23 protein-coding genes are annotated in these 24,026 nt (G+C 72.3%); 9 read left to right on the top strand and 14 right to left on the bottom strand.

The annotated features are described in order from the left end of the window. Positions 1-52 precede the first annotated feature (52 nt). The 11 genes from ACFY0O_RS10525 to ACFY0O_RS10475 form a co-directional block, all read right to left on the bottom strand. Positions 53-1,063, bottom strand: coding sequence for a glutathione S-transferase family protein (locus ACFY0O_RS10525; protein WP_388945266.1), 1,011 nt, complete (start codon positions 1,061-1,063; stop codon positions 53-55). Between the two features lie 93 nt (positions 1,064-1,156). Beyond that, positions 1,157-1,891 (bottom strand): TetR/AcrR family transcriptional regulator, encoded by a 735-nt coding sequence (locus ACFY0O_RS10520; protein WP_388945263.1) that lies wholly within the window; start codon positions 1,889-1,891, stop codon positions 1,157-1,159. A gap of 11 nt (positions 1,892-1,902) precedes the next feature. Continuing rightward, positions 1,903-2,331 (bottom strand): thiol-disulfide oxidoreductase DCC family protein, encoded by a 429-nt coding sequence (locus ACFY0O_RS10515; RefSeq protein WP_388945260.1) that lies wholly within the window; start codon positions 2,329-2,331, stop codon positions 1,903-1,905. Between the two features lie 3 nt (positions 2,332-2,334). Continuing rightward, complete coding sequence (locus ACFY0O_RS10510; RefSeq protein ID WP_388945258.1) at positions 2,335-2,754, bottom strand: hypothetical protein; 420 nt, start codon at positions 2,752-2,754, stop codon at positions 2,335-2,337. A 91-nt stretch (positions 2,755-2,845) separates the two neighbouring features. Beyond that, positions 2,846-4,021 carry a serine hydrolase domain-containing protein gene (locus ACFY0O_RS10505; protein WP_388945256.1) on the bottom strand — a complete coding sequence of 392 codons (1,176 nt, stop codon included), beginning with the start codon at positions 4,019-4,021 and terminating at the stop codon, positions 2,846-2,848. Between the two features lie 102 nt (positions 4,022-4,123). Next, positions 4,124-4,738 (bottom strand): Uma2 family endonuclease, encoded by a 615-nt coding sequence (locus tag ACFY0O_RS10500; RefSeq protein WP_388945254.1) that lies wholly within the window; start codon positions 4,736-4,738, stop codon positions 4,124-4,126. Positions 4,739-4,897: 159 nt separating this feature from the next. Then, the gene (locus ACFY0O_RS10495) at positions 4,898-5,656 is read right to left on the bottom strand and encodes a succinate dehydrogenase iron-sulfur subunit (RefSeq protein WP_007266035.1); all 759 of its coding nucleotides are present in this window, start codon (positions 5,654-5,656) and stop codon (positions 4,898-4,900) included. After that, entirely contained in the window at positions 5,656-7,410 is a 1,755-nt protein-coding gene (sdhA, locus tag ACFY0O_RS10490; RefSeq protein ID WP_358893552.1) for a succinate dehydrogenase flavoprotein subunit, read from the bottom strand. Before sdhA ends, ACFY0O_RS10495 begins: the two co-directional genes overlap by 1 nt. Positions 7,411-7,433: 23 nt before the next feature. Next, on the bottom strand, positions 7,434-7,916 hold the full coding sequence (locus tag ACFY0O_RS10485; protein WP_358893553.1) for a succinate dehydrogenase hydrophobic membrane anchor subunit: 483 nt from the start codon (positions 7,914-7,916) through the stop codon (positions 7,434-7,436). 5 nt (positions 7,917-7,921) lie between these two features. Continuing rightward, the gene (sdhC, locus tag ACFY0O_RS10480) at positions 7,922-8,302 is read right to left on the bottom strand and encodes a succinate dehydrogenase, cytochrome b556 subunit (protein ID WP_358893554.1); all 381 of its coding nucleotides are present in this window, start codon (positions 8,300-8,302) and stop codon (positions 7,922-7,924) included. 152 nt (positions 8,303-8,454) lie between these two features. Continuing rightward, complete coding sequence (locus ACFY0O_RS10475; RefSeq protein WP_388945249.1) at positions 8,455-9,075, bottom strand: 2-oxo-4-hydroxy-4-carboxy-5-ureidoimidazoline decarboxylase; 621 nt, start codon at positions 9,073-9,075, stop codon at positions 8,455-8,457. Positions 9,076-9,407: 332 nt separating this feature from the next. Between ACFY0O_RS10475 and ACFY0O_RS10470 the strand changes: the two genes are divergently transcribed. Continuing rightward, complete coding sequence (locus ACFY0O_RS10470) at positions 9,408-10,127, top strand: RNA polymerase sigma factor (RefSeq protein ID WP_388945612.1); 720 nt, start codon at positions 9,408-9,410, stop codon at positions 10,125-10,127. Further along, the gene (locus ACFY0O_RS10465; protein ID WP_388945247.1) at positions 10,127-11,146 is read left to right on the top strand and encodes a hypothetical protein; all 1,020 of its coding nucleotides are present in this window, start codon (positions 10,127-10,129) and stop codon (positions 11,144-11,146) included. Before ACFY0O_RS10470 ends, ACFY0O_RS10465 begins: the two co-directional genes overlap by 1 nt. A 254-nt stretch (positions 11,147-11,400) precedes the next feature. Here the strand turns inward: ACFY0O_RS10465 and ACFY0O_RS10460 are convergent, their stop codons facing one another. Next, entirely contained in the window at positions 11,401-12,285 is an 885-nt protein-coding gene (locus tag ACFY0O_RS10460) for a peptidoglycan-binding protein (protein WP_388945244.1), read from the bottom strand. A gap of 163 nt (positions 12,286-12,448) precedes the next feature. Here ACFY0O_RS10460 and ACFY0O_RS10455 point away from each other — a divergent pair, with 163 nt between their 5' ends. Both ACFY0O_RS10455 and leuE read left to right on the top strand, forming a co-directional pair. Further along, the gene (locus ACFY0O_RS10455) at positions 12,449-14,044 is read left to right on the top strand and encodes a methylmalonyl-CoA mutase (RefSeq protein WP_388945241.1); all 1,596 of its coding nucleotides are present in this window, start codon (positions 12,449-12,451) and stop codon (positions 14,042-14,044) included. Between the two features lie 45 nt (positions 14,045-14,089). Then, positions 14,090-14,743: a leucine efflux protein LeuE gene (gene leuE / locus ACFY0O_RS10450; RefSeq protein WP_358893559.1), complete on the top strand. Its 654-nt coding sequence runs from the start codon at positions 14,090-14,092 to the stop codon at positions 14,741-14,743. 6 nt (positions 14,744-14,749) lie between these two features. On the opposite strand, the gene ACFY0O_RS10445 is transcribed toward leuE, so the two are convergent. Both ACFY0O_RS10445 and ACFY0O_RS10440 read right to left on the bottom strand, forming a co-directional pair. Beyond that, a complete protein-coding gene (locus tag ACFY0O_RS10445; protein ID WP_388945238.1) occupies positions 14,750-16,090 on the bottom strand; it encodes a polysialyltransferase family glycosyltransferase in 1,341 nt (446 codons plus the stop codon). Beyond that, the gene (locus ACFY0O_RS10440) at positions 16,087-17,061 is read right to left on the bottom strand and encodes a glycosyltransferase family 2 protein (RefSeq protein ID WP_388945235.1); all 975 of its coding nucleotides are present in this window, start codon (positions 17,059-17,061) and stop codon (positions 16,087-16,089) included. The genes ACFY0O_RS10445 and ACFY0O_RS10440 overlap by 4 nt, the downstream gene beginning before the upstream one ends. 155 nt (positions 17,062-17,216) lie before the next feature. Here ACFY0O_RS10440 and ACFY0O_RS10435 point away from each other — a divergent pair, with 155 nt between their 5' ends. From ACFY0O_RS10435 to ACFY0O_RS10415, 5 genes are all read left to right on the top strand, one after another. Next, positions 17,217-18,752, top strand: a complete 1,536-nt coding sequence (locus ACFY0O_RS10435) for a DUF6716 putative glycosyltransferase (protein ID WP_388945232.1) — start codon at positions 17,217-17,219, stop codon at positions 18,750-18,752. A 259-nt stretch (positions 18,753-19,011) separates the two neighbouring features. Further along, complete coding sequence (locus ACFY0O_RS10430; protein ID WP_388945230.1) at positions 19,012-19,938, top strand: N-acetylneuraminate synthase family protein; 927 nt, start codon at positions 19,012-19,014, stop codon at positions 19,936-19,938. Between the two features lie 35 nt (positions 19,939-19,973). Beyond that, positions 19,974-21,173, top strand: a complete 1,200-nt coding sequence (locus tag ACFY0O_RS10425; RefSeq protein WP_388945227.1) for a hypothetical protein — start codon at positions 19,974-19,976, stop codon at positions 21,171-21,173. A 137-nt stretch (positions 21,174-21,310) separates the two neighbouring features. Continuing rightward, a complete protein-coding gene (locus ACFY0O_RS10420) occupies positions 21,311-22,555 on the top strand; it encodes an amidohydrolase (RefSeq protein WP_358893618.1) in 1,245 nt (414 codons plus the stop codon). Positions 22,556-22,785: 230 nt separating this feature from the next. After that, positions 22,786-23,853, top strand: coding sequence for a BMP family protein (locus ACFY0O_RS10415; protein WP_388945224.1), 1,068 nt, complete (start codon positions 22,786-22,788; stop codon positions 23,851-23,853). Positions 23,854-24,026 lie beyond the last annotated feature (173 nt).

Raw genomic sequence — 24,026 nt, 5'->3', positions numbered from 1 at the left:
GCCGGAGGGCGGGCGGGAGGCGGCCGGTCCGCCTCCCGCCCGCGGCGCCGTTTCAGGACCGCGCCGCGACGTCGAGCGGCGGGACGGTCTCGGCGGGGGAGGGCGGCCCGGGCGGGGTGCCGTCCCCGAAGGGGCGCCCGCCCAGGGCCTCCCGGCCGTGCGGGGTCAGCCAGCCCGAGGGGTCGGGGCCGGCCGGGACGATCCCGGTCGGGTTGACGTGCTCGTGGACCACGTAGAAGTGCCGCTTGATGTGGTCGAAGTCGACGGTGTCCCCGAAGCCGGGCGTCTGGAACAGGTCCCGGGCGTACGCCCACAGCACCGGCATCTCGGACAGCTTCTGCCGGTTGCACTTGAAGTGGCCGTGGTAGACGGCGTCGAAGCGCACCAGCGAGGTGAACAGCCGCACGTCAGCCTCGGTGATCGTCTCCCCGACCAGGTAGCGGGAGTGCTCCAGCCGCTCGGAGAGCCGGTCGAGCCGGGCGAAGAGGCGTCCGTACGCCTCCTCGTACGCCTCCTGCGACTTGGCGAACCCGGTGCGGTACACGCCGTCGTTCACGTCGGCGTAGATCTCCTCGCCCACCGCGTCGATCTCCGGCCGCAGCGCGACCGGGTACAGGTCCGGCGCCCCGTCGCGGTGGTACGCCGACCACTCCAGCGCCAGGTCCAGGGTCAGCCGCGCGTAGTCGTTGGTGACCACCGCGCCGCTCGGCACGTCCACGATCGCCGGCACCGTGACGCCCCGGTCGTACGCGGGGTCGCGGGCGAGGAAGGCCTCCTGGAGGCGCTCTATGCCCAGCACCGGGTCACGGCCGCCCGGGTCGAGGTCGAAGGTCCAGCTGCGCTTGTCGTGGGTGGGCCCGGCTATCGCCATGGGCAGGGCCTTCTCCAGGCCCAGGAGCCGGCGGAAGATCACCGTACGGTGCGCCCAGGGGCAGGCGCGGCTGACCACGAGGCGGTAGCGTCCGGGCTCCACCGGGAAGCCGTCGCGGCCGTCGGCGGTGATCCGGGTGGTGATGTAGCGGCTGTCGCGTGAATACCCCTTGGCGGGGCCTACGTTGCTCATCCCTGGGCCATACCCACCGGCCGGCGGGACGAGCGGCCGCTCCACCGGCGCTCCGCCGTCCCTCGTCCCCGCCCGGTCCCCGCCCGGCCCCGATCAGCCGTCCGCGGGATCCGGGTCCGAGGCCCGCCTGCCGCCCCGCGCGACCGCGGTCTGGGCCATGCCCGGCAGAAAGTCCGCGAACAGCTCGTGCACCTCCCGCACCAGCGGCCGCAACACCCGGAAACGGGCCAGGATGATGCCCCGGGTCGTCAACTGCGCGCCCCGCTCGGCCAGCCGCCGGGTCTTCTCGCTCTCCGGGGAGCGGTCGAAGACCCAGTACAGGACGAGGCCCATCTGCGAGAGCCACATCAACTCCGGCAGCACGTCGGCCAGCTCGGCCGGCACCTTGGTCTTCGTCCCGGCCAGCACCTCGCGGTGGATGTTGATGGCCGCCTGCCGCGCCGGTTCCGATTCCGGGGAGAACGGGCTGAGCGGACTCTCGGGATCCGCCGCGTTCTTGAAGAACTGGGAGGCGAACTCGTGATACGGCGCGGCGATGTCCAGCCAGCTCGTCAGCACCCCGGCGAGCCGCTTCTGGAGGTCGGTCTCCTGGTCCAGGATCGGCCGGACGGCCGCCTGGTGGGCGGCGCTGATCCGGTCGTAGAAGCCCTGGACCAGGTGCTCCTTCGATTCGTAGTAGTAGTACGCGTTGCCGACCGAGACCCCCGCCTCCTTGGCGATGGCCCGCATGGTCGTCTTGTCGAACCCGCGTTCCTGGAACAGGCGGAGCGCGGTCTCGAGGATGAGCGTGCGGGTCTGCTCGCTCTTGGGAGCCTTCTGATCTGTCACGGTGTCCGACCTTATCGGGGAGCCGGGCAGTGGTCGTCACAGGCCGGTTCCCCGGGCTCCGCTTCGGACTTGGTACGGACCGCGTGCCGGACGGCGGCGGCCGTGTGCATCGCGGCCCTGGCGAAGGGCCGCCCGGCCGGGGTGGCCAGCCACTCGGCCTTCGCCCGGTACTCGGCCAGCGCCCACAGGCACATGATGAAGGCGTCCGTCCCGCGCCACACCTGCCCCTGGTCTCCGACCACGGTGATCTCGCGGAGGGTCCGGGCGTGGGCGAGCTTGGGGAACCGCCGCCAGGCCTGGGCGGACGCGGCCGGCACCAGCCGCAGCGGGACCGACTGGCGCTGTCCGCCCAGCCAGTTCCGGATGTGCACGCACACCGGGCAGTCGCGGTCGTAGAGGACGGTCAGGTACCGGACGGGGACGGGCGCCTGCCGGGCCATGGCTCAGGCCCCGGCCGGAGCGGTCCACCCCTGCGGGGCGACGGGCGGCACCGGCGGCAGCTGCGCGGCCTGCCGCTCCATGACCCCGCGGCGGCGCATCTTGTTGAGCACCCACACGTTGCCCAGGTGCATGACGCCGAGCACGAGCAGGACGACGCCGAGCTTCACCGACAGGGCCTCGAACAGCCCGCGGGCTTCCACGATGGTGTCGGCCGAGCGCAGGTAGAGGGTCACGAAGCCGATGTTGACCAGGTAGAACCCGACCACCAGGAGGTGGTTGACGGCGTCGGCGAGCTTCTCGTTGCCCTGGAGCACGTCGGCGATGAAGATCCGCCCGTTGCGGCTGAGCGTGCGGGCCACCCAGACGGTGAGCCCGATGCTGATGACCAGGTAGATGACGTACGCGACCACGGTGAGGTCCATTGCCCCAGCCCCCTTGAACATGTTCAACTGCTGACGTCCCTGACTGTAGACCTTCTTTTGAACACGTTCAAGCCTTCTGGCCGGCCGTTCGTCAGCGGAGCTTCAGCGGGTGGTCCGGGGCGAGGTGGGCCGCCAGGGCGACCAGCACCTCCGTGCTCGCGTTCTGCACCGTGCTGCCCCTGCCCTGGGTGGCCACGGTCGCGATCGCCAGCTTCTTCGCCGGCAGGTAGGCCACCGTCGCCGCGTATCCGGCGAAGGACGGGTTCTGCAGGATCCAGTCGCCGTGCACGACCAGCCCCAGGGCGTACGACACCCCCGGCTGCACCGTCGCCACCGGCGCGAGCTGCGCCTTGTGGGACTCCGGGCTCAGCAGCCTGCCCTCGCCGATCGCCGCGAAGGACTTCGCCATGTCCGCCATCGTCGACGTCATCACCGCCCCCGGCGCGATCGTCCACGACGGGTCCCAGTAGGTGGAGTCCTCGAACACCTTGCGCTCGTTGTCGAAGGCGTGCAGGACCGGCGCCGGGATCTCGGCGGTGGACGGGTTCGAGGTCCCGGTCAGCCCCAGCGGCCCGATGACCTCCTCGCGCATCACCTCGGCCAGCGGCCGGCCCCGCACCTTGCCGATGATGTCGCCCAGGATCTGCCAGTTGGCGTGCGAGTAGGCGAAGCCCGAGCCCGGCGCCCGCACCAGGGGCTTGTCCACGGAGATCCGGACGAGCTCCTCCGGCGTCCAGTGCCGGAACGGGTTCTCGTACAGGGCGGCGATGAACTTCGGGTCCCGGACGTAGTCGGAGTACCCGGAGGTGGTCGAGGCCAGCATCCGCAGCGTGATCGCGTCCGCGTGCGGCAGGTCGGGGCGCCAGCGGGAGATGCTGTCGTCGAGCGACACCCGGCCCTCGTCGACCAGCTTGAGCAGCGCGGTCGTCAGGTACGGGATCACGACGGCCCCGTTGCGGAACCGCATGTCGGTGGTGGCGGGGATCCCGGTCATGGTCTCCCCGGCGGCGACTGAGGCGACCCGCTCGCCGCCGGTCCACACCTCGGCCATGGAGGCGGTGAGCTTGTACTTCGCCAAGGACCCCTGGACCTGCGCCCGCGCGAAGGCGGCGGCGTCCCCCACCAGGCAGACCCCGCCCCGGGAGACCTGCCCGCCCGGACAGTCGGCCTCGTCCCCGGCGGCCGCGGGGCTCCCGCAGCCGGACAACAGGGAGGCTCCGAGCACCAGCGGGAGCAGCAGCGCGGACTTCACGGAACGACGGCGCACGGGTGCCTCCCAGCGACTCGGGGTTACCCCTCCCGTCCTCGGAGGCTAGCCCCGCACCCCCGCCCGGGCGCGCCGAGTAGGCCGGGGGAGTGACGCCCCGGCCTACTCGGCCTTCGGCCCGGACGCGGCCGCGCGCAGCACCTCGGCCACGTCGAGGGTGACCTTGGCGCCGATCGACTCGGGGAGGGTGACGAGCTCGCCGGGGGCGTGGACGCGGTGGGTTTCGTACTCGTCCGCCGCCGGATCGGTGAGGACGTGCAGGCGGTTGTGCCGGCGGTCGACGATCACGTAGACCGGGACCTTGGCATTGGCGTAGGCGGTGACCTTCGTCCGGAGGTCCGTCTTGTAGTTGCTGGAGGTGACCTCCAGAACCAGGCGGAAGGAGACGGGGTCGTAGCAGTTGTTCGCGACCAGATGGTCCTTGTAGTCGGCGTCGACCACGGACAGATCGGGGACGGCATAGTCTTCACGCCCGTCGGGGAGCCAGATGCCGACGGACTGGAGCACCCTCGACTCCGGGCCGTGCAGTCCCACCGTGAGGAAGGGGACCATGAGGTCGGTCAAGGCCTCGGCGTGGGAGCCGTCGGCTGGTGGCGACACGAGGATCTGCCCGCCGATGATCTCGACGCGGTGGCCCGGGTACTGCTCCATGAGCCGGTTGGCCAGGTCGAGGAGCGGCCGTTCGCCGGCGGGGTGCTCAGCGGGTGCTGCGGACATCACGTGCCTCCCGTGGGCTGCTGTCGAGAGCATCCTCGTAGGGCGCGCACGGGCCCCGGGGCGGGACCCGGCGCACTCACCCGAACGGGCGAGGGCCCCGGCCCCGGTGTGGAAACACCGGGGGCCGGGGCCCTCGTACGACCTGCGGGACCGGGACGGTCAGAAGCGGCGCGTGATCAGCGCGCGCTTGACTTCCTGGATCGCCTTCGTGACCTCGATGCCACGCGGGCACGCGTCGGTGCAGTTGAAGGTCGTGCGGCAGCGCCACACGCCGTCCTTGTCGTTCAGGATCTCCAGCCGCTGCTCGCCGGCCTCGTCACGCGAGTCGAAGATGAAGCGGTGCGCGTTGACGATCGCCGCCGGGCCGAAGTACTGGCCGTCGTTCCAGAACACCGGGCACGAGGACGTGCACGCGGCGCACAGGATGCACTTGGTGGTGTCGTCGAAGCGCTCGCGGTCCTCGGCGGACTGCAGGCGCTCGCGCGTCGGCTCGTTGCCCTTGGTGACCAGGAACGGCATGACGTCCCGGTACGCCTGGAAGAAGGGCTCCATGTCGACCACGAGGTCCTTCATCACCGTGAGGCCCTTGATGGCCTCGACCGTGATGGGCTTCTCCGGGTTGATGTCCTTGATCAGCGTCTTGCAGGCGAGCCTGTTCTTGCCGTTGATCCGCATCGCGTCGGAGCCGCAGATGCCGTGCGCGCAGGACCGGCGGAAGGTCAGCGTGCCGTCGAGGTCCCACTTGATCTTGTGGAGACCGTCGAGCACGCGCTCCTTCGGGTCGATCTCGATCTGGAAGTCCTGCCACTCCGCCTCGGCCGAGACCTCGGGGTTGTAGCGGCGGATCCGGAACGTGACCGTGATGTACGGCGAGGCGGCGGCCGCCGCCTCCATCTTGTCCAGGGTCGGGGTGGCCATCAGTACTTACGCTCCATCGGCTGGTAGCGGGTGACGACGACGGGCTTGTAGTCCAGCCGGACGGAGTCCTTGCCGTCGGCGCCGACCTCGCGGTACGCCATGGTGTGGCGCATGAAGTTGACGTCGTCGCGGTTCGGGTAGTCCTCGCGGTAGTGACCGCCGCGGGACTCCTTGCGCGCCAGGGCGGACACGGCCATGACCTCGGCCAGGTCGAGCAGGTTGCCCAGCTCGATGGCCTCCAGCAGGTCCGTGTTGAACCGCTTGCCCTTGTCCTGGACGGACACGTTCTTGTAGCGCTCGCGCAGCTCCGCGATCTTCTCGACCGCGGTCTTGATGGTCTGCTCCGTGCGGAACACCATCACGCACGCGTCCATCGTCTCCTGGAGCTCCAGGCGCAGGTCGGCGACCCGCTCCGTGCCCGTGGAGTTGCGCAGGTGCTCGACCAGGTCGGCGACCTGCTGCGCCGGGTTCTCCGGCAGCTCGACGTAGTCGTTCTCGGCGGCGTACTTCGCGGCGGCGATGCCGGAGCGCTTGCCGAAGACGTTGATGTCGAGCAGCGAGTTGGTGCCCAGGCGGTTGGCGCCGTGCACCGACACGCACGCGACCTCGCCGGCCGCGTACAGGCCCGGGACGACGGTGGTGTTGTCCGCCAGGACCTCACCCTCGACGTTGGTCGGGATGCCGCCCATGGCGTAGTGCGCGGTGGGCTGGATCGGGATCGGGTCCGTGTAGGGCTCGATGCCGAGGTAGGTGCGCGCGAACTCCGTGATGTCCGGGAGCTTGGCGTCCAGCTGCTCCGGCGGGAGGTGCGTCAGGTCCAGGTACACGTGGTCACCGGCCGGACCGCAGCCGCGGCCCTCACGGATCTCGGTGTAGATGGAGCGCGAGACGACGTCACGGGACGCGAGGTCCTTCATGACCGGCGCGTACTTCTCCATGAAGCGCTCGCCGTCCTTGTTGCGGAGGATGCCGCCCTCACCACGGGCGCCCTCCGTCAGCAGGATGCCCATGCGCCAGATGCCCGTCGGGTGGAACTGGAAGAACTCCATGTCCTCCAGCGGCAGGCCGCGGCGGTAGCAGGCCGCCTGGCCGTCACCCGTCAGGGTGTGCGCGTTGGAGGTCACCTTGAAGAACTTGCCGGTGCCGCCGGAGGCGTAGATGACCGCCTTGGCCTGGAACACGTGGATCTCGCCGGTGGCGAGCTCGTACGCGACCACACCCGCGGACTTCTTCACGCCGTCGACCTCGACCAGCAGCTGGTCCAGGACGTAGAACTCGTTGAAGAACTCCACGCCCTCCTTGACGCAGTTCTGGTACAGCGTCTGGAGGATCATGTGGCCGGTGCGGTCCGCGGCGTAGCAGGACCGGCGGACCGGGGCCTCGCCGTGGTTGCGGGAGTGACCGCCGAAGCGGCGCTGGTCGATGGTGCCGTCCGGGGTGCGGTTGAACGGCAGGCCCATCTTCTCGAGGTCGAGGACCGCGTCGATGGCCTCCTTCGCCAGGATCTCGGCGGCGTCCTGGTCGACCAGGTAGTCACCGCCCTTGACCGTGTCGAAGGTGTGCCACTCCCAGTTGTCGTCCTCCACGTTGGCCAGCGCGGCGGCCATGCCGCCCTGCGCGGCGCCCGTGTGGGAGCGGGTGGGGTAGAGCTTCGTCAGCACGGCGGTGCGGCTGCGCTTCGTCGCCTCGATGGCGGCGCGCATGCCCGCGCCGCCCGCCCCGACGATGACGGTGTCGTACTTGTGGATCTTCATTGGTTTCGCCTCAGCCCCGTTGCCTAGCGGATGTTCGGGTCGAAGGTGAAGATCACCAGCGTGCCCAGAAGGATGGTGAACACCGTGGCGGTGTAGAGCAGGCCCTTCAGCCACAGCCGCGTGTTGGCGCGCTCCGCGTAGTCGTTGATGACGGTACGCAGACCGTTCGCGCCGTGCAGCATGGCCAGCCACAGCATCAGCAGGTCCCAGACCTGCCAGAACGGGGAAGCCCAGCGGCCGGCGACGAACGCGAAGCCGACCTTGGAGACGCCGCCGTCCAGCACCAGCTGGATGACGAGGTGCCCGATGACGAGGACGACCAACACGATGCCCGAGAGGCGCATGAAGAGCCACGCGGCCATCTCGAAGTTGCCGCGGGTCGAGCGCGGCGTCTTGCCGGTCCGCTTGCGCGGAGCCTCGATGTAGGGCGCCGGGTTCTCGGTGTCGTAGAGGGAGACGCCCTCCACGGAGCCGATCGCCTGGGCGGAAGAAGTGTCAGAAGACATGCGTGTCACTCCCCGAACAGAACGCGGTAGGCGTGGCCGAGGACCGGGATGATGGCGAAGGCCATCGTCACGGCCCACAGGATCACGACCGTCCAGAGCATCTGCTTCTGGTAGCGCGGACCCTTGGACCAGAAGTCCACGGCGATGACACGGAGACCGTTGAGCGCGTGGAACAGGATGGCGGCGACGAGGCCGTACTCCAGCAGCGCGACGATCGGGGTCTTGTAGGTAGCCACGACATCGTCGTACGCCTCAGGGGAGACGCGGACGAGTGCGGTGTCGAGGACGTGTACGAACAGGAAGAAGAAAATGAGGACGCCGGTGACTCGATGAGCCACCCAGGACCACATTCCTTCCCGGCCGCGGTACAACGTTCCAGCCGGCACGGAAAACCCTCCGGAAGCGGGGCGGGGGCCAGCCGGCTTCTTTGTCGGTCGGGCCCGGCCGGGTACGGTCCACCGGCCCCGGACATCGTAGCGACGCTTCGTCGGTTCCCTCGCGCGGGGTCCTCTGGTGTGATCAAACAGGCACGGACGGCCTATCCCACAGGGGCAAACAGGCCGAAATCGGCCGCCGACCGGCCGTCACCAGGCTCGTCGCGGTGCGCACCCGCCAGCCGGTCGAGCAGGCACAGCAGTCGCGAGCGGGCAACGAGCCGCAGTTCGTCGGCCGCGATCGAGCGCTCCTCGTCGATCTCGTGACCCATCCTCCGGCGGATGGCGGCCAGCAGCTGGCTTATCTGCTCCTCGGGCGGATGGCCGTCCAGACAGATCACGAAGGCGTGCCCGAAGGTGCGCTCGTACTCCGCCCGGGCCGCGTCCAGCGCGAGCAGCGCCGCGAAGGGCGCGCCGTGGCCCAGCTCCGCCGAGGACTCCCGGGCCAGCGCCTCGGTGAGGTCGCCCTGTGACATGTCGTACGCCGCCTCGTCACCCGCCGCCAGCAGGGACGCGGTGTCCGGGTAGGGCCGGTGGTCGGCCACCCGCTGGGCCCAGCGGACGCTGCCGCAGCAGTGCAGCAGGGCCGTCCGCGCGTGCTCGGGCGGCAGCGAGTTGAACCGCACCAGCCCGGTGCCCGGAGGGGAGACCGGGCCGCGGACCTGTGCCGGAAGGGGGCTGGACAGCGGGGGTCTCCTCGGGGCGCGGCTCGGGTGTACCGCCACGCTAGCGATCTCGCGGAGGCGGTGGCGTACGCATAAGGGGTTTTCACCCGGAAGTGAGCCGAAAGGATGACACCCGGGCCGGATTGAACCGGCCGAAGAGAGGGGAGGGCGACCGAGGCCGCCACCCCCCACAGGAGAGGCCCCGGCCGCCATCCGTCACGGGCTCGTGCGACAAGCCCGTATCTGTGTCAGCGTCCGGAGTGCGTTTTCTGTCACACCTCGCTCCGCGCAGGCTTGGTTGCTGGTTGTACAACGCGTGGACGAGAGGTACGCGAAAGCCGTAACGTGCGGATTTGCGCCACACGTACAGGACGTCGAACGGGTTGGGGACTTTGCTGGGGGACGACGCGGAGCTGACCGCCGCGGTGCTCGCGGCACAGGACGGCGACGAGAGCGCGTTCCGGACTGTGTACCGCGCCGTGCACCCGCGCCTGCTCGGATACGTACGCACGCTCGTCGGCGACGGCGACGCGGAAGACGTGACCTCCGAGGCATGGCTGCAGATCGCCCGCGACCTCGCCTCCTTCACCGGGGACGCCGACCGCTTCCGCGGCTGGGCGGCCCGGATCGCCCGCAACCGGGCCCTCGACCACATCCGCATGCGCGGCCGCCGGCCCGCCGTCGGCGGGGACGAGACCGAGCTGACCGGCCGGGCCGCGGACTCCGACACCTACGGCGAGGCCATGGAGGCCCTGTCCACCGGCCGCACCATGGCGCTGATCGCCCAGCTCCCCCAGGACCAGGCCGAGGCCGTCGTCCTGCGGGTGGTCGTCGGCCTCGACGCCAAGAGCGCGGCCGAGACCCTCGGCAAGCGCCCCGGCGCGGTCCGCACGGCCGCCCACCGAGGGCTGAAGAAGCTCGCCGAGCTGCTGGGAGCCGAGGCCGGCCTCACGGGTGGGGCCGACGCCCTGCCGCGGGTCGGCCATAATTCCGGAGACCTGGCACGGGACCGGGACCTCGACGCCGTACCCGCGCAGCGGGCCCGGGCGAAGGACCTCGTGGAACAAACCGGTGTGACGCATTCACGTTGGCGGACGCAGAAGGACATGTGATGGCCGACGAGCACAAGGCGTGGCTGGACGGAGCCACGGCGGAAGAGCTGCTGTGTGGACGGGCCGCCGCCCCGGTCGGACCCGGCGCCGACCCGCGCGCCCGGGCCGAGGCCGCCCGGCTGCGCGCCGCCCTCGACGCCCTGGCCCCGCCGACCGCGGACCGCGGCGAGCTGCCCGGCGAGGCCGCGGCCCTGGCCGCGTTCCGCGCGGCGCACGCCACCCGCGCCGCCGCGGCGGCCCCCGCGACCGGGGCGGGCGTCCCCGACGAGCCCCTCGTCGATCTGGCCCCGATACCCGTCGTACGGATCCCCGCACAGCGTCGCCACGGCACCCACGCCCGCTTCGGTCTGGCGGCCGCGCTCGCCGGGGTCGCGGTCGGCGGGATCGCCGCCGTGGCCGGCACCGGCCTGCTGGACCGCGACGCCCGCCTCACCGCGGGACCCGCCCCGGCGGTCTCGATCAGCGCCGACTCGGAGCGGACCCCCGCCGGGGAGACGGCCGGCCCCAGCCCCCTCCCGCAGCTGCGGCCCACCCCGGAGGGCGGCGGCCTCGCCTCGCTCCCCCCGGGCTTCTCCGTGCCGCCGGACGGGCTGGCCCGCACCCCGCTGGACCCGGCCCCCAACCTCTCGCTGCCGCCCGGCACGGTGACGACCCCCGGCACGCAGGGCGGCGGCACGACGGGCACGGACGGCGGCACCCGCAACACGTTCACCGACAAGAACGACGGCACCAAGGACGGCGGCGGCGACAACGGCGGCAAGGACCGCGACCAGCAGGCCACGAACCGGCCCGACACCCTGTGCCGGGACCACGCCGCGAACAGGCTGGGCGAGGACCGCAAGCAGTACCTCGCCAAGATCGCCGGCGGCGCCGCCAAGATCTCGCGCTTCTGCGCGAACGTGCTGGAGGCGCCGCGCTCGGGCACCCCGCAGAGCGGCAGCGCCGACCAGGGCGGCGGCGTCGTCCTGCCCACGCCGATCGTCAGCCCGGCCGGCCCGCTGGGCTTCCGCACCCGCTGACGGGCCCCCGGAAACCGGTGCGGAAACGCTTCGCCGAAAGTTCGCGCGAAGGGCAGTAACACTTTTCGACCCCCCGGCGCAGTACAGAACGAGCCGACTGGTCATCGGCCGCGCGAGAGCCGGGGTTCCCCCCGTACCCCTGGGCTCTGCGCACCGGCGCGGGCGGGGCACGTTCCCCCGGCCCTGCCCGCGCCCTCTCTCCACCCGCGGCCACGCCCGATCGGTCGACCGATCGGGCGCCACCGCCGCCGGGGTCACCAGTAGACGACGACCTGGTCCCCGACCCTCACCTGGTCGAACAGCGCCGACAGCTTCGCCTTGTCCCGGACGTTGACGCAGCCGTGCGAGGCACCGGCGTAGCCGCGGGCCGCGAAGTCCGCCGAGTAGTGCACGGCCTGGCCCTGACTGAAGAACATCGAGTACGGCATCGGCGTGTGGTAGATCGTCGACGTCCAGTCCTTCGCCTTCCACTCCACCTGGAACAGGCCCTCGCGGGTGGGGGTGTTCTCCGAGCCGAAGCGCACGTCCATGGACGAGACCACCTTGCCGTCGATCATCCAGGCCAGGGTGCGGCTCTCCTTGCTGATGCACATCACCCGGCCCCGCATGCACCGCGGGTCCGGGGCGGCGACCTCGTTGGTGGTCGGCGGGCGCAGCTCCTCCTCCGTGGGCTTGCGGCTGAGCTCCTGGATCTTCCGCCAGGTGGCCTCGTCCACCGCCCCGGTGGCGTCGAGCCCGTGCTGCGACTGGAAGGCCTTCACGGCGGCGGTCGTCTTCGACCCGTAGAAACCGGTGGGCGCCGACGTCATCAGCTTCAGCTGGCGCAGCCGGGCCTGGAGCTCGCGGACCTGGTCGGTCTCGTCCCCGTTGGCCATGACCGCCTTCACGACGGGCGCCGCCGACCGCGACGGAGCCTCGGAGGGCGAGCCGGACGGGGAAGCGGAGTCCGAGGCCGACGGCGAGGGGGAGCCGGGCTTGTCGTCCTGCCCGGACGCGGACGCGGACGCCGACGGGGACGCCACCGGCGCGGACGGCGCCGCGGGACCGGCCCCGCCATGCTGCGGCCCACACGCCCCCGCGCCGAAGACCACGGCGGCGGCGAGTCCGAACGTACGGATGAGGGCTCTCTGTCGGTGCATCGCGGTTCCCCCGAATTCATCGTCGTGTATCTGGGTGATGCTCCACGGGCGTGGACAGTTGCGGACGAACCCGCGATGTTGCGCCATTGTGACCAGCGGTCGTCGCGGGCACGGTTGTACCAGCACCGGGCCGGTCGGCTCCACGGACACGGAGGTCCACGGCATGGTCCGTCCCACGGCGCGTACCGAGAGCGGAATCCCCATCGAACCGGTCTACGGGCCCGCGGACCTGGCGGGGTGGGATCCGGTGGGGCGGCTCGGGGTGCCGGGGGAGTATCCGTACACCCGGGGCATCCATCCCGCGATGTACACGGCGCGCCCCTGGACCATGCGCCAGTACGCCGGCTTCGGCACGGCCGCCGAGTCCAACGCCCGCTACCGCAGGCTCATCGAGGGCGGCGGGACCGGCCTGTCCGTGGCCTTCGACCTGCCCACCCAGATGGGCCACGACTCCGACGCCCCCCTCGCCGCCGGGGAGGTCGGCAAGGTCGGTGTCGCCGTCGACTCGGTCGAGGACATGCGCGTGCTGCTGGAGGGGATCCCCCTCGACCGGGTCTCCACCTCGATGACGATCAACGCCCCGGCCGCCCTGCTGCTCCTGATGTACCAGCTGGTCGCGGAGGAGCAGGGCATCCCGGGCAGCCGGCTGACGGGCACGGTCCAGAACGACGTCCTGAAGGAGTACATCGCGCGCGGCACGTACATCTTCCCGCCGGGCCCCTCCCTGCGGCTGACCGCCGACACCTTCCGCTACTGCCGCGCCGAGATCCCGAAGTGGAACACCATCTCCATCTCCGGCTACCACATGGCCGAGGCGGGGGCCTCGCCCGTGCAGGAGATCGCCTTCACCCTCGCCGACGCCGTCGCCTACGTCCGGACGGCGATCGCCGCCGGGATGGCCGTCGACGAGTTCGCCCCCCGCCTGTCCTTCTTCTTCGTCGCCCGCACCACCCTCCTGGAGGAGGTGGCCAAGTTCCGGGCGGCCCGCCGGATCTGGGCCCGCGTCATGCGCGAGGAGTTCGGGGCCAAGGACCCCAAGTCGATGATGCTGCGCTTCCACACCCAGACCGCCGGCGTCCAGCTGACGGCGCAGCAGCCCGAGCTGAACCTCGTACGGGTGGGGGTGCAGGCGCTGGCGGCGGTCCTCGGCGGGACGCAGTCGCTGCACACCAACTCCTTCGACGAGGCCATCGCCCTGCCCACGGAGAAGGCCGCCCGGCTGGCGCTGCGGACCCAGCAGGTGCTGGCGTACGAGACGGACGTGCCGCACACCGCCGACCCCTTCGCCGGGTCCTACGCCGTGGAGCGGATGACGGACGAGGTGGAGGAGGCGGCCCTGGCGCTGATGAGGCGGGTCGAGGAGCTCGGCGGGGCCGTCGCGGCGATCGAGGCGGGCTTCCAGAAGGGGGAGATCGAGGCCAACGCCTACCGGATCGCGCGGGAGCAGGAGGCCGGGGCGCGCGTCGTGGTCGGGGTCAACCGGTTCGCCCTGGAGCGGGAGGAGCCGTACGAGCCGCTGCGCGTCGACCCGGCGGTCGAGGCCCGCCAGTGCGCGGCGCTGGCCCGGCTGCGGGCCGGGCGGGACGCGGAGGCGGTACGGGGCACGCTGGAGGAGCTGCGGGAGGCGGCCGCCGGGACGCGGGAGAACGTGCTGCACCCGATGAAGGAGGCGCTGCGGGCGCGGGCCACGGTGGGCGAGGTGTGCGGGGTGCTGAGGGAGGTCTGGGGGACGTACGAGCCCGCCGGTCTCGGTTCGTGAAACCCACTGGCGTGACAGGTGCGTACCTATGGGACACTCCTGCGCATGCTGGGTGTGACAGATCTTCCTACTTATCTCGCCGCGGTGCTGCTGATCGTTCTGCTGCCCGGGCCGAACTCCCTCTACGTCCTGTCCGTCGCCTCGCGGCGCGGGGTGCGGGCGGGCTACAAGGCCGCCTTCGGCGTGTTCACCGGGGACAGCGTGCTGATGGTGCTCACCGCCGTCGGCGCGGGGGCCCTGCTCAAGGCCAGCCCGGTGCTGTTCGGCGTGGTCAAGGTGCTCGGCGCCGGCTACCTGGGCTGGCTGGCCATCGGCATGATGCGGGCCGCGTGGGCCATGTGGCGGGCGCGGCGGACGCGTGACGAGGAGACCGGCCCGGCGGGGCCGGAGGCCGCGGGCGCGGCCGAGCGGCCGTACCGGCGGGCGCTGCTGGTCAGCCTGCTCAACCCGAAGGCCATCCTGTTCCTGCTGTCGTTCTTCGTGCAGTTCGTCGACCCCGGGTACGCCCACCCGGCGCTGTCGTTCCTGCTGCTCGGGACCGTCTCGCAGCTGGTCAGCCTCGCCTACCTGTCCACCCTGATCTTCACCGGCACCCGCCTGTCGGCCGCCTTCCGGCGCCGCAAGCGGCTCTCGGCCGGGGCGACCTCGGCGGCGGGCGTGATCTTCCTCGGCTTCGCCGCCAAGCTCGCCATGAGCTGACCGGCGTCAGGAACCGACTCCGAGGCGGCCCAGCCGCCTGCGCAGGCGGTGCGCCGCCCGCCGCACGGCACGGTGGCGGGGCAGGAACGCCAGCCGCCGCGGGATCCCGCCCGGCAGGCCCAGCGCGGTCAGCCGGCGGCGGCCGAAGTAGCGCCGGGTGTACGGGTCGAGGTGCCGGGCCAGGTACGCCTCGGCCGCGGGGCGGCGGTCCGGCAGGATGCGGGGCTGCATCGTGAAGCCCACCGCCGCGACCAGGCCGGGCAGGTCGGCGGGGGGATCCTGCGGGGGCCCGTCCAGGTCCGGGACCAGCGCGTCCACCAGCGTCAGCGGGATCCGGTTGCTGTTCTGGTACGGGGCCAGCCGGTCCAGCAGGGCCCCGGTACCGGTCCGCGCCACGGGGATCCCGTACAGGGCCCGGGCCGTCAGCAGCCCGGTCGAGAAGCAGCCCACCACCAGCGCCGGGCGCAGCCGCCGGTACAGGGTCTCGGCCAGCACCGGCGCGTCCAGCACCGTCAGCCGGGCCCCCAGCCGGTCGGCCTCCGCCCGGGCCCGCCGCGCGTACGCCGCCGGGGCGCTCGGATGCGGTTTGAACACCAGGTCCCGGTGGCCCCACTCGTGGGCCCCGCGCACCATCGCGGCGTGCAGCTCCTCCTCCTCGTCCGGGGACATCAGCTCCAGCGCGGACAGGTACTGGCCCAGCAGCAGCGCGGGCGGCTCCTCGTCCGTACCGGCGTCCGCGCCGGGCAGGGGGTCCGCCAGGTCCGCCAGCTCGGCGAAGACCTTCAGCACGGCCGGGGCCGGGACCAGCTCCCCCCGCACCCCGAACTCGGTCAGCAGCAGCGGCTCCAGCCCCGGCACCAGGTCCAGGTGCAGCACCCGGCGCACCCGCATCCCGATCTGCGGGTCGAGCCGGAAGCGGGTGGGCCCGTACGACATGAGCCCGTCGGCGTAGACGTCGACCGCCGCGCCCGGGAACAGCCGGCACAGGCTCTGCGCGGGCGGCACCTGGAGCGACTCCACGACCAGCTCGACCCGGTCCCCGCCCAGCCCCCACAGCCGCCGCAGCTGCCGCTCCCACAGCGGGACGTCCTCCGGGCGCGGCGCCCAGACGCCGGGGTGGTGCGGGGCGACGACCGCGTTCCAGTCGAGCACCTCGTCGAAGCGGGAGCGCAGCGCGGCGAAGCCCGGCATGGTGTCCAGGCCCGGGGTGGCCTCGGGGGCGGGGGAGTGGTTGCTGGTCAGCAGGATCCGGCGGCCGGCCGGCGGGAAGCAGCCCGCGTCGAGGGCGGCGGCGAGGGTGGCCGCGCCGTAGAGGGTGGAGGCGAGGAAGACCTGCGTCACGTTCACGCCGCCGCCCCGAAGGGGGTGCGGCGGCGCAGCCTGCGCAGCAGGGCGGAACGTTCGGCGTCCATCGAGTCCAGGGCCCGTTCCAGCACCGCGCGGGGCATGCGGGCGAGTGCGTCCGCACTCGCCGAACGGAGTTTTTTCGCCACGGCCGGTTCGAACCTTTCGATCGAGCCGATATGGTGCGCGATAATTGCGCAATACGTTCGGACGGCTTTGGGGATCAAGAGTTCGGATTCCCGGTCGGCGGCCGTCTCGCCGAGCACCTGGTCGAATGCCCGGATGAAATCGAGCTGGCGCTCGTCCCCGATCTGCGTCAACGAGGTGGAAATACCCCGCCGGTAGAACACCCCCGGCAGGCCGACCGTCGCGAAGGACTCCGCCTCCCGGTGCAGCCGCCAGATCCACGGCCGGTCCTCCGCCGTCCGCAGCCCGTCGGTGAAGTGCAGCAGCCCCCGGTCCAGCAGCCGCCGGTGGTACATCCCGGCCCAGGCGTACGGATAGTCCACCGCTGTGGCCCGCGACGCGGGCAGGATCCCGGCGCGCGGATCGGCCACCACCGACTCCGGCCCGTACGGCACCCGCTGCACGACCCGCTCACGGCCCGTCACCTGCACGTGGTCGGTCCGGACGAAGTCGCAGTCCAGGGCCTCGATGGCGGTCAGGGTGCGGGCCAGGTGCCCCGGCGCCAGCCAGTCGTCGCCGTCCAGGAAGGCGAGGTAGCGCCCGCGCGCCGCGTCCAGCCCGGTGTTGCGGGCGGTCGCCAGCCCGCCGTTGCGCTCCCGTCTGAGCAGCACCGCCCCCGGCAGGGTCGCGGCGGCCCGCTCCAGCAGCCCGGGCGTCCCGTCCGTGGAACGGTCGTCGACGAGCAGGAACTCGAAATCCTCGCGGGCGTTGAGTTCGAGACTCCGCAGGGCGTCCGGGGCATACGTCTGCACGTTGTAGAACGGCACGACCACAGAGAGCTTGAGCACCCACGAGACCCTAGGGCGCGGCCCGGCATTCACCGTGGCCCCGACGCGTATTCCATGTGAACGACGCGGGGCGTTCGCGTTAACCAGGGCGCTTTCGCATTTCGTCGACGGGTTGTTAACCCGGCGTTGTGCGCTCGTTGGGCCGACCAGCGGAAATGCGGAATAGCTTCTGCCGGGTGCCAGAGCCACTCAGCGGAAGCCGGGCCGATCAGCGGATCGCCGTACTCGCCGATTCCGATACGCGATGGAAATGGGGCGCCCTCACGGCCCGCCGCCTCGCCCCCTGCGACACCCCCGCGGACCAGCGGATCTCCGGGTACCTCCTGCGCGGCCGCGCCACCCCCACCGCCCGCCAGCTCGGCGAGGCGGGGGTGGGGGCGGACGCCGCGCCGGTGGAGGTGACCTGCGCGGAATTCCTCGCGGAGCTCGGCCGCGAACGGTACGACGTGGTCGTCCTCGCCCTCGTCGGCGGCGCCGTCCAGGCCGTCCTGCACGGGGCCCGGGCCCTGTGGCCGGAGCCCTCCCGGCGGCCCGTGTTCGTCACCGGGTACGTGGGCGTGGTCTACGAGAAGCTCGCCGACGGCCTGCTGCTGCGGCACGGCGCCGACCTGGTCCTCGCCAACTCCCGCCACGACGCGGAGCGCTTCCGCGCCGTCTACGCGGGCGTGGGCGCCGACCCGGGCGCCGTCACCGAGACCGCCCTGCCCTTCCTGGACGGGGCCCCGTACGCGCCCGCCGGGGACCGCACCCACCGGGTGGTCTTCGCGGTGCAGCCCTCCGTGCCCGAGGCCCGCGCGGACCGCGCCTACCTGCTGGGCCGGGCCGCCGGGCACGCACGGCTGCACCCGGACCGGGAGGTGCTGGTCAAACTCCGCAGCCGGCCGGGGGAGCACACCACCCACCTGGAGGAGCACCCCTACCAGCGCCTGGCCGAACGCCTCCCCGGCGGCCTCCCGCCGAACCTGCGGCTGGTCTACGGCCACATGGGCGAGGTCCTGGACACCACCGACCTGCTGGTCACCGTCTCCTCCACGGCCGCCCTGGAGTCCCTCCACCGGGGCGTCCCGACCGCCGTCCTGACCGACCTCGGCATCCGCGAGTCCCTCGGCAACCAGCACTTCCTCGGCTCGGGCTGCCTGGCCTCATGGGACCAGCTGGACGCGGGCCTCCTCCCCCAGGCCGCCCCAACCTGGCTCGCAACCCACGGCGTCCCAACCGCCCGCCGCCCCCCGACGCCCCCGGCCGCCCCGGCCGCCCCCGGGAATCCGGCGCCCGCCGGTCCCGCCGGTCCCGGGCCGGCCGCCGGTGCGGCCGCCCCCGCAGGTCCCCGGCCCGCCGGCTCGGCCACCCCCGCCGGTCCTCGGCCCGCCGGGGCGGCCGACCTCGGGGATCCGGCGCCCGCCGACCCGTACGCCGCCGCACGGGAGCGTCTCGCCCGCCTGCTGGGGGAGGAGCGGCTCGCGCCCGTGGCGCCGTACTACACCCTGGAGACCGCCCCCGGATACCTCCCCGGGATCCTCGCCCGGCAGCACCTCGCCCCCGACGGGACCCCGCTGCCGGGGGCCCTCCCGCGCGGGGAGTCGGCGGCACGGCGCTGGGTGCGGGGCCGGCTGCGCGAGGCCGCCCGGGGCGCCTACCGGCACGGGGTCCAGCGCGTGGCCCCGGCGATCCGCCGCCTGGGCGAACTGTGACCACCCCGCCCCGCACCACCACCCCGGCCCCCGCCTCGGGCACCGCCCCCGCCGCTGCGGTCACCGCCGAGCCGGCCGCCTGCGCGCCGCCCGCCACCGCTTCTTCGGGCGGGTCCTGCCCGTCCCCGCCGACCCGGCCCGGGTCCTGGAGGTCGACGACCCGCACGACCTCGCCCGCGCCCGCCTCCTCGCACCCCTCCTCGACCCGGCTCCCGCACCCCACCCACCCCGCACCCCCGACCGAAGGACGCCCGACGCCATGACCGTCGCCCCCCTCAACCCCCGCCTCCGCACCCTCGGCACGCGCATCGCCGGCCCCGGCCGCCCCGTCTACGTCGTCGGCGAGATCGGCATCAACCACAACGGAGACCTCGGCACCGCCTTCGCCCTGATCGACGCCGCCGCCGAGGCCGGCTGCGACGCCGTCAAGTTCCAGAAGCGCACCCCCGAGCTGTGCACCCCCCGCGACCAGTGGGACGTCGAACGCGACACCCCCTGGGGCCGCATGACCTACATCGACTACCGCCACCGCGTCGAGTTCGGCGAGTCCGACTACCTCGCCATCGACGAGCACTGCGCCAAGCGCGGCATCGACTGGTTCGCCTCCCCCTGGGACACCGACGCCGTCGCCTTCCTGGAGAAGTTCGACCTCCCCGCCCACAAGGTGGCCTCCGCCTGCCTCACCGACGACGAACTGCTGCGCGCCCTGCGCGCCACCGGCCGCACGGTCGTGCTCTCCACCGGCATGTCCACCCCGAAGCAGATCCGGCACGCCGTCGAGGTCCTCGGCAGCGACAACATCCTGCTCTGCCACGCCACTTCGACCTACCCCGCCAAGGCCGAGGAGCTCAACCTGCGGGTGATCAACACCCTCCAGGAGGAGTACCCGAACGTCCCCGTCGGCTACTCCGGCCACGAGACCGGCCTGCAGACCACCCTCGCCGCCGTCGCCCTCGGCGCCGTCTTCGTCGAGCGGCACATCACCCTCGACCGGGCGATGTGGGGCTCCGACCAGGCCGCCTCCGTCGAGCCCGGCGGCCTCACCCGCCTCGTGCGCGACATCCGCACCATCGAGACCGCCCTCGGCGACGGCGTGAAGAAGGTCTACGACTCCGAGCTCGCCCCCATGAAGAAGCTCCGCCGCGTCCAGGGCACCCTCCCGGCCCCGGCCCCCGCGGCCTCCTGACCCTCCCGGCCCTCCTCCCCAGAGCGGAGTACGTCGTGAACCCCTCAGCCCCCACCCTGGCCCTCGTGGAGAGCCCGGTCCAGCTCCTCAACGTGCTGGAGTGGGCCCACACCCGGCGCCGGGATGACGGCCCCCTGCTGACCACCGTCCCCCGCCAGCCCGGCCCCGCCCGCGACCGCGATCCAGCCCGCGACCGCGACCGCAACCCCGCCCGCGACCCCGCCCCCGCCCGCGACCGGTCCGGCCCCGGCACGGCCGCCGCCGGCGGGCTGCGCATCGTCGTCGTCCCCCCGACCGACCCCATGTCCCGGGGCCAGCTGCGCCGGGTCGCCGGGCTCGTCCGGGACGAGGGCCACACCGTGCACTGGCAGGAGGCCCGCGGCGGCTCCGGCTCCCCGGCGGGCGCCCTGGCCGCCCTCGCCCCCGCCGTGCGCCGGGCGGAGCGGATCGTGGTCGGCGACCCCTTCTCCCGCTTCCTCCAGCTGCTGCTGGTCCCGGCCCGGGCCGCCGAGCTGGTCGTCGTGGACGACGGCACCGCCACCATGGAGTTCGTCGCCCAGCTCGGCCGCGGCGAGCGGCTGCGCCGCTGGCACCGCAGCGGCGGCGGGGCCGCGTCCCGGGCGCGGGAGCTCGCGTACGCCCCCGTGTCGGCCGCCGCCCGGCGCCGGCTGACCCCGCGCGACGGGCACGCCGTCGAGCTCTTCACCTCGATGCCGGTCACCCCGCCGCCCGGCGCCCGGCTGCGGGTCAACGACTTCGCCTGGACCCGGGCCCGCTTCGGCCCGCCCCGCCTGACCAGGGGCACCGACCTCGTGGGCACCTCCCTGGTGGAGACCGGGGTGGTGGACCCGTTCCGCTACCTGGACGCCGTGCGCGCCCTGGCCCGGGAGCACGGAGTGACCCGCTACTTCGCGCACCGCCGCGAGTCGCCGGAGAAGCTGCGCGCGCTGAGCGAGGCGACCGGGCTGGAGATCGTCCGGCCGGACCTGCCGCTGGAGCTGATCGCCCGGCGGGGCCCCATCGGCCGGACGGTCGTCAGCTTTCCGTCCACGGTCGTCCACACGCTGCCGTACGCGCTCACCGGCACCGGCGTGACGGTCGCCGTGTGCGGTATCGACCCCGCCTGGCTCACCGCCACCGCCTCGCCCAGGGCCCGCGGCTTCCTCGCCGGCGTCACCGACACCGCCCGTGATGTGCGCAGACTCCCGCTGGGAGCGGCTCCCGCGGCCGGATGAGCGCGCGAGTTTACCCCCGGGCGCATCCGATCATGCGTCCAGAGGCCTCTTTTCTTTCCCCTAACGGCATGAATTTCTGGTGATCTCCAGACAGTTGACCCATCCGTGCGCCTACCCTTAAACGGGTGAACCAGTTGATGTCCCGCGAGTCCCTGCCCGCCCTGCCCGGCAAGCCCGACCGGCCCGAGCTGCCCGGCAAGCTTCCGGATCACCTGCGTGCCGAACTGATCGACTTCCGCCGCGATTTGCACATGCACCCCGAACTCGGGCACCAGGAGTTCCGCACCACGGCGGCGATCAAGGCGCGGCTGGAGAAGGCGGGGCTGCGACCACGGGTGCTGAAGTCCGGCACGGGCCTCATCTGTGACGTCGGCACCTGGGACGGGGGCCGGCCGATGCTGGCCCTGCGCGCGGACATCGACGCCCTGCCCATCCCCGACGCCAAGACGCACGTCCCGTACCGCTCCACCGTCCCGGACCGCGCCCACGCCTGCGGCCACGACGTGCACACCTCCGTGGTCCTCGGCGCCGGCCTGGTCCTCGCCGAGCTCGACCGCCAGGGCCTGCTCCCGCGCCCGGTGCGGCTGCTGTTCCAGCCCGCCGAGGAGGTGCTCCCGGGCGGGGCCACCGAGGCCATCGACTCCGGGGTGCTGGAGGGCGTCGGCCAGATGATCGCGGTGCACTGCGACCCGCGCGTGGACGCCGGGCGGATCGGACTGCGGTCCGGGCCCATCACCTCGGCCTGCGACCGGCTGGAGGTCACCCTCACGGGCCCCGGCGGCCACACCGCCCGCCCGCACCTGACCACCGACATGGTCACCGCCGCCGCCCGGGTCGCCGTGGACGTGCCGGCCCTGCTGGCCCGCCGGATGGACGCCCGCTCGGGCATGTCCGTCACCTGGGGCCGGATCGAGGCCGGGCACGCCTGCAACGTCATCCCGATGCACGCGGAGCTCTCCGGCACGATCCGCTGCCTGGACCTGAACGCCTGGTACGAGGCCCCGGACATGATCCACGCGGCCATCGACGAGGTCGCGACGATGCACGGGGCTAAGTTCGAGATCAACCACGTGCGCGGGGTGCCGCCCGTGGTGAACGACCCGGTGGTCACCGAGCTGCTCCGGGAGTCGATGGCGGCCCGGCGCGGCGTCGAGTCGGTCGAGGACACCGAGCAGAGCCTGGGCGGCGAGGACTTCTCCTGGTACCTGGAGCACGTGCCGGGCGCCATGGCCCGCCTCGGCGTCCGCAAGCCCGGCGACACCGCCAAGCGGGACCTGCACCGGGGCGACTTCGACGTCGACGAGTCCGCGATCGCGGTGGGCGTGGAGTTCTTCACGGCCGCCGCCCTGCTCGACGGACGCCGTACAAGGCCCTCCACGTAAAAAATCAAGTAAATCTCTGTACAGCATCCGCGAGTCCTCTGCCGAAGCTGTCCAGCCCTTGGTACACAAGGGCTGGACGCCCGCGCGGTTACCAACCGGTCACTGTCCGGTTCGCGACGATCCGATAACGACTCATGAACGGGCCTTTAACTGACATCTACGCGCGTTACGATCGCCGCGAAACCAGCGCCGGTCGTGGCGCTTCGGTCAGGTTTTGAAGGAGCCTCCCCTTGCGCCGGATCACCAGGATCGCCACCGTGGGCATCGCGTCCGCGGCGCTGGCCCTCTCGGCCACCGCCTGTGGCGGAAAGAAGTCCTCGGACAGCTCGTCCTCCTCCTCGTCCTCGTCGGAGTCGAAGGCCGCCAGCGCCGCCATCGCGTACGACGTCGGCGGCCGTGGCGACCAGTCGTTCAACGACGCCGCCTACGCGGGTCTGGAGAAGGCCGAGAAGGAGCTCAAGGTCAAGACCGCCGAGGCGGAGCCGACCGAGGGCGAGAGCGAGGCCGACAAGGTCCAGCGCCTCACCGAGCTCGCGCGCAAGGGCAACAACCCGGTCATCGGCGTCGGCTTCTCCTACGCCCCGGCCATCGAGAAGGTCGCGAAGAAGTTCCCGAAGACCACCTTCGGCATCATCGACGACACCTCGAAGACCGGCGCGAACATCGCCAACCTGGTCTTCAACGAGGAGCAGGGCTCCTACCTGGCCGGCGTCGCCGCCGCCAAGGCGTCGAAGACGGGCACGGTCGGCTTCATCGGCGGTGTCGAGGTTCCGCTGATCAAGAAGTTCCAGGCGGGCTTCGAGCAGGGCGTCAAGGACACCAACCCGAACGCCAAGGTGCTGTCGGCCTACCTGACCCAGCCGCCGGACTTCTCGGGCTTCGCCAAGCCGGACCTCGGCAAGGCCGCCGCCAAGGGCCAGCTCGACGGTGGCGCCGACGTGATCTACGCGGCCGCCGGTCTCGCGGGCTCGGGCGCCATCGAGGCCGCCTCCTCCGCCGGCAAGTGGGCCATCGGCGTCGACTCCGACCAGTACAACCAGCCCGGTCTGGCGAAGTACAAGGACCACATCCTGACCTCGGTCACCAAGGACGTCTCCCTCGCGGTCTTCGACCTGATCAAGTCGGTCAAGGACGGCAAGCCGGAGTCCGGCGAGGTCCGCTACGGCCTGGACAAGAACGGTGTCGCGCTGGCCGACTCCAACCCGCAGTACAAGGCGATGACCGACCTCACCGCCGCGGTGGAGAAGGCCAAGGCCGACATCATCGCCAAGAAGATCACCGTCAAGACCGCGCCGTAAGGCCCCTGTCTGACACCTGAGTCGTGGTCTCCGGGGTCCGGAAGCGGTCAACCCGCTCCCGGACCCCGAGCCGCGTATTCGCCTCCAGTCCGTGCGAACTTGTGGCCACTTGGCCGCAAGTTTTCACTTCCGACAGTGCTACGCGCGTAGAGGCATCGTGGACGCGATACCGT

It is taken from the genome of Streptomyces sp. NPDC001594 (assembly GCF_042893675.1).
GTDB lineage: Bacteria > Actinomycetota > Actinomycetes > Streptomycetales > Streptomycetaceae > Streptomyces.
The sequence above is the reverse complement of the archived record's forward strand: the minus strand, read 5'-3'. Positions and strand labels throughout refer to the sequence as shown.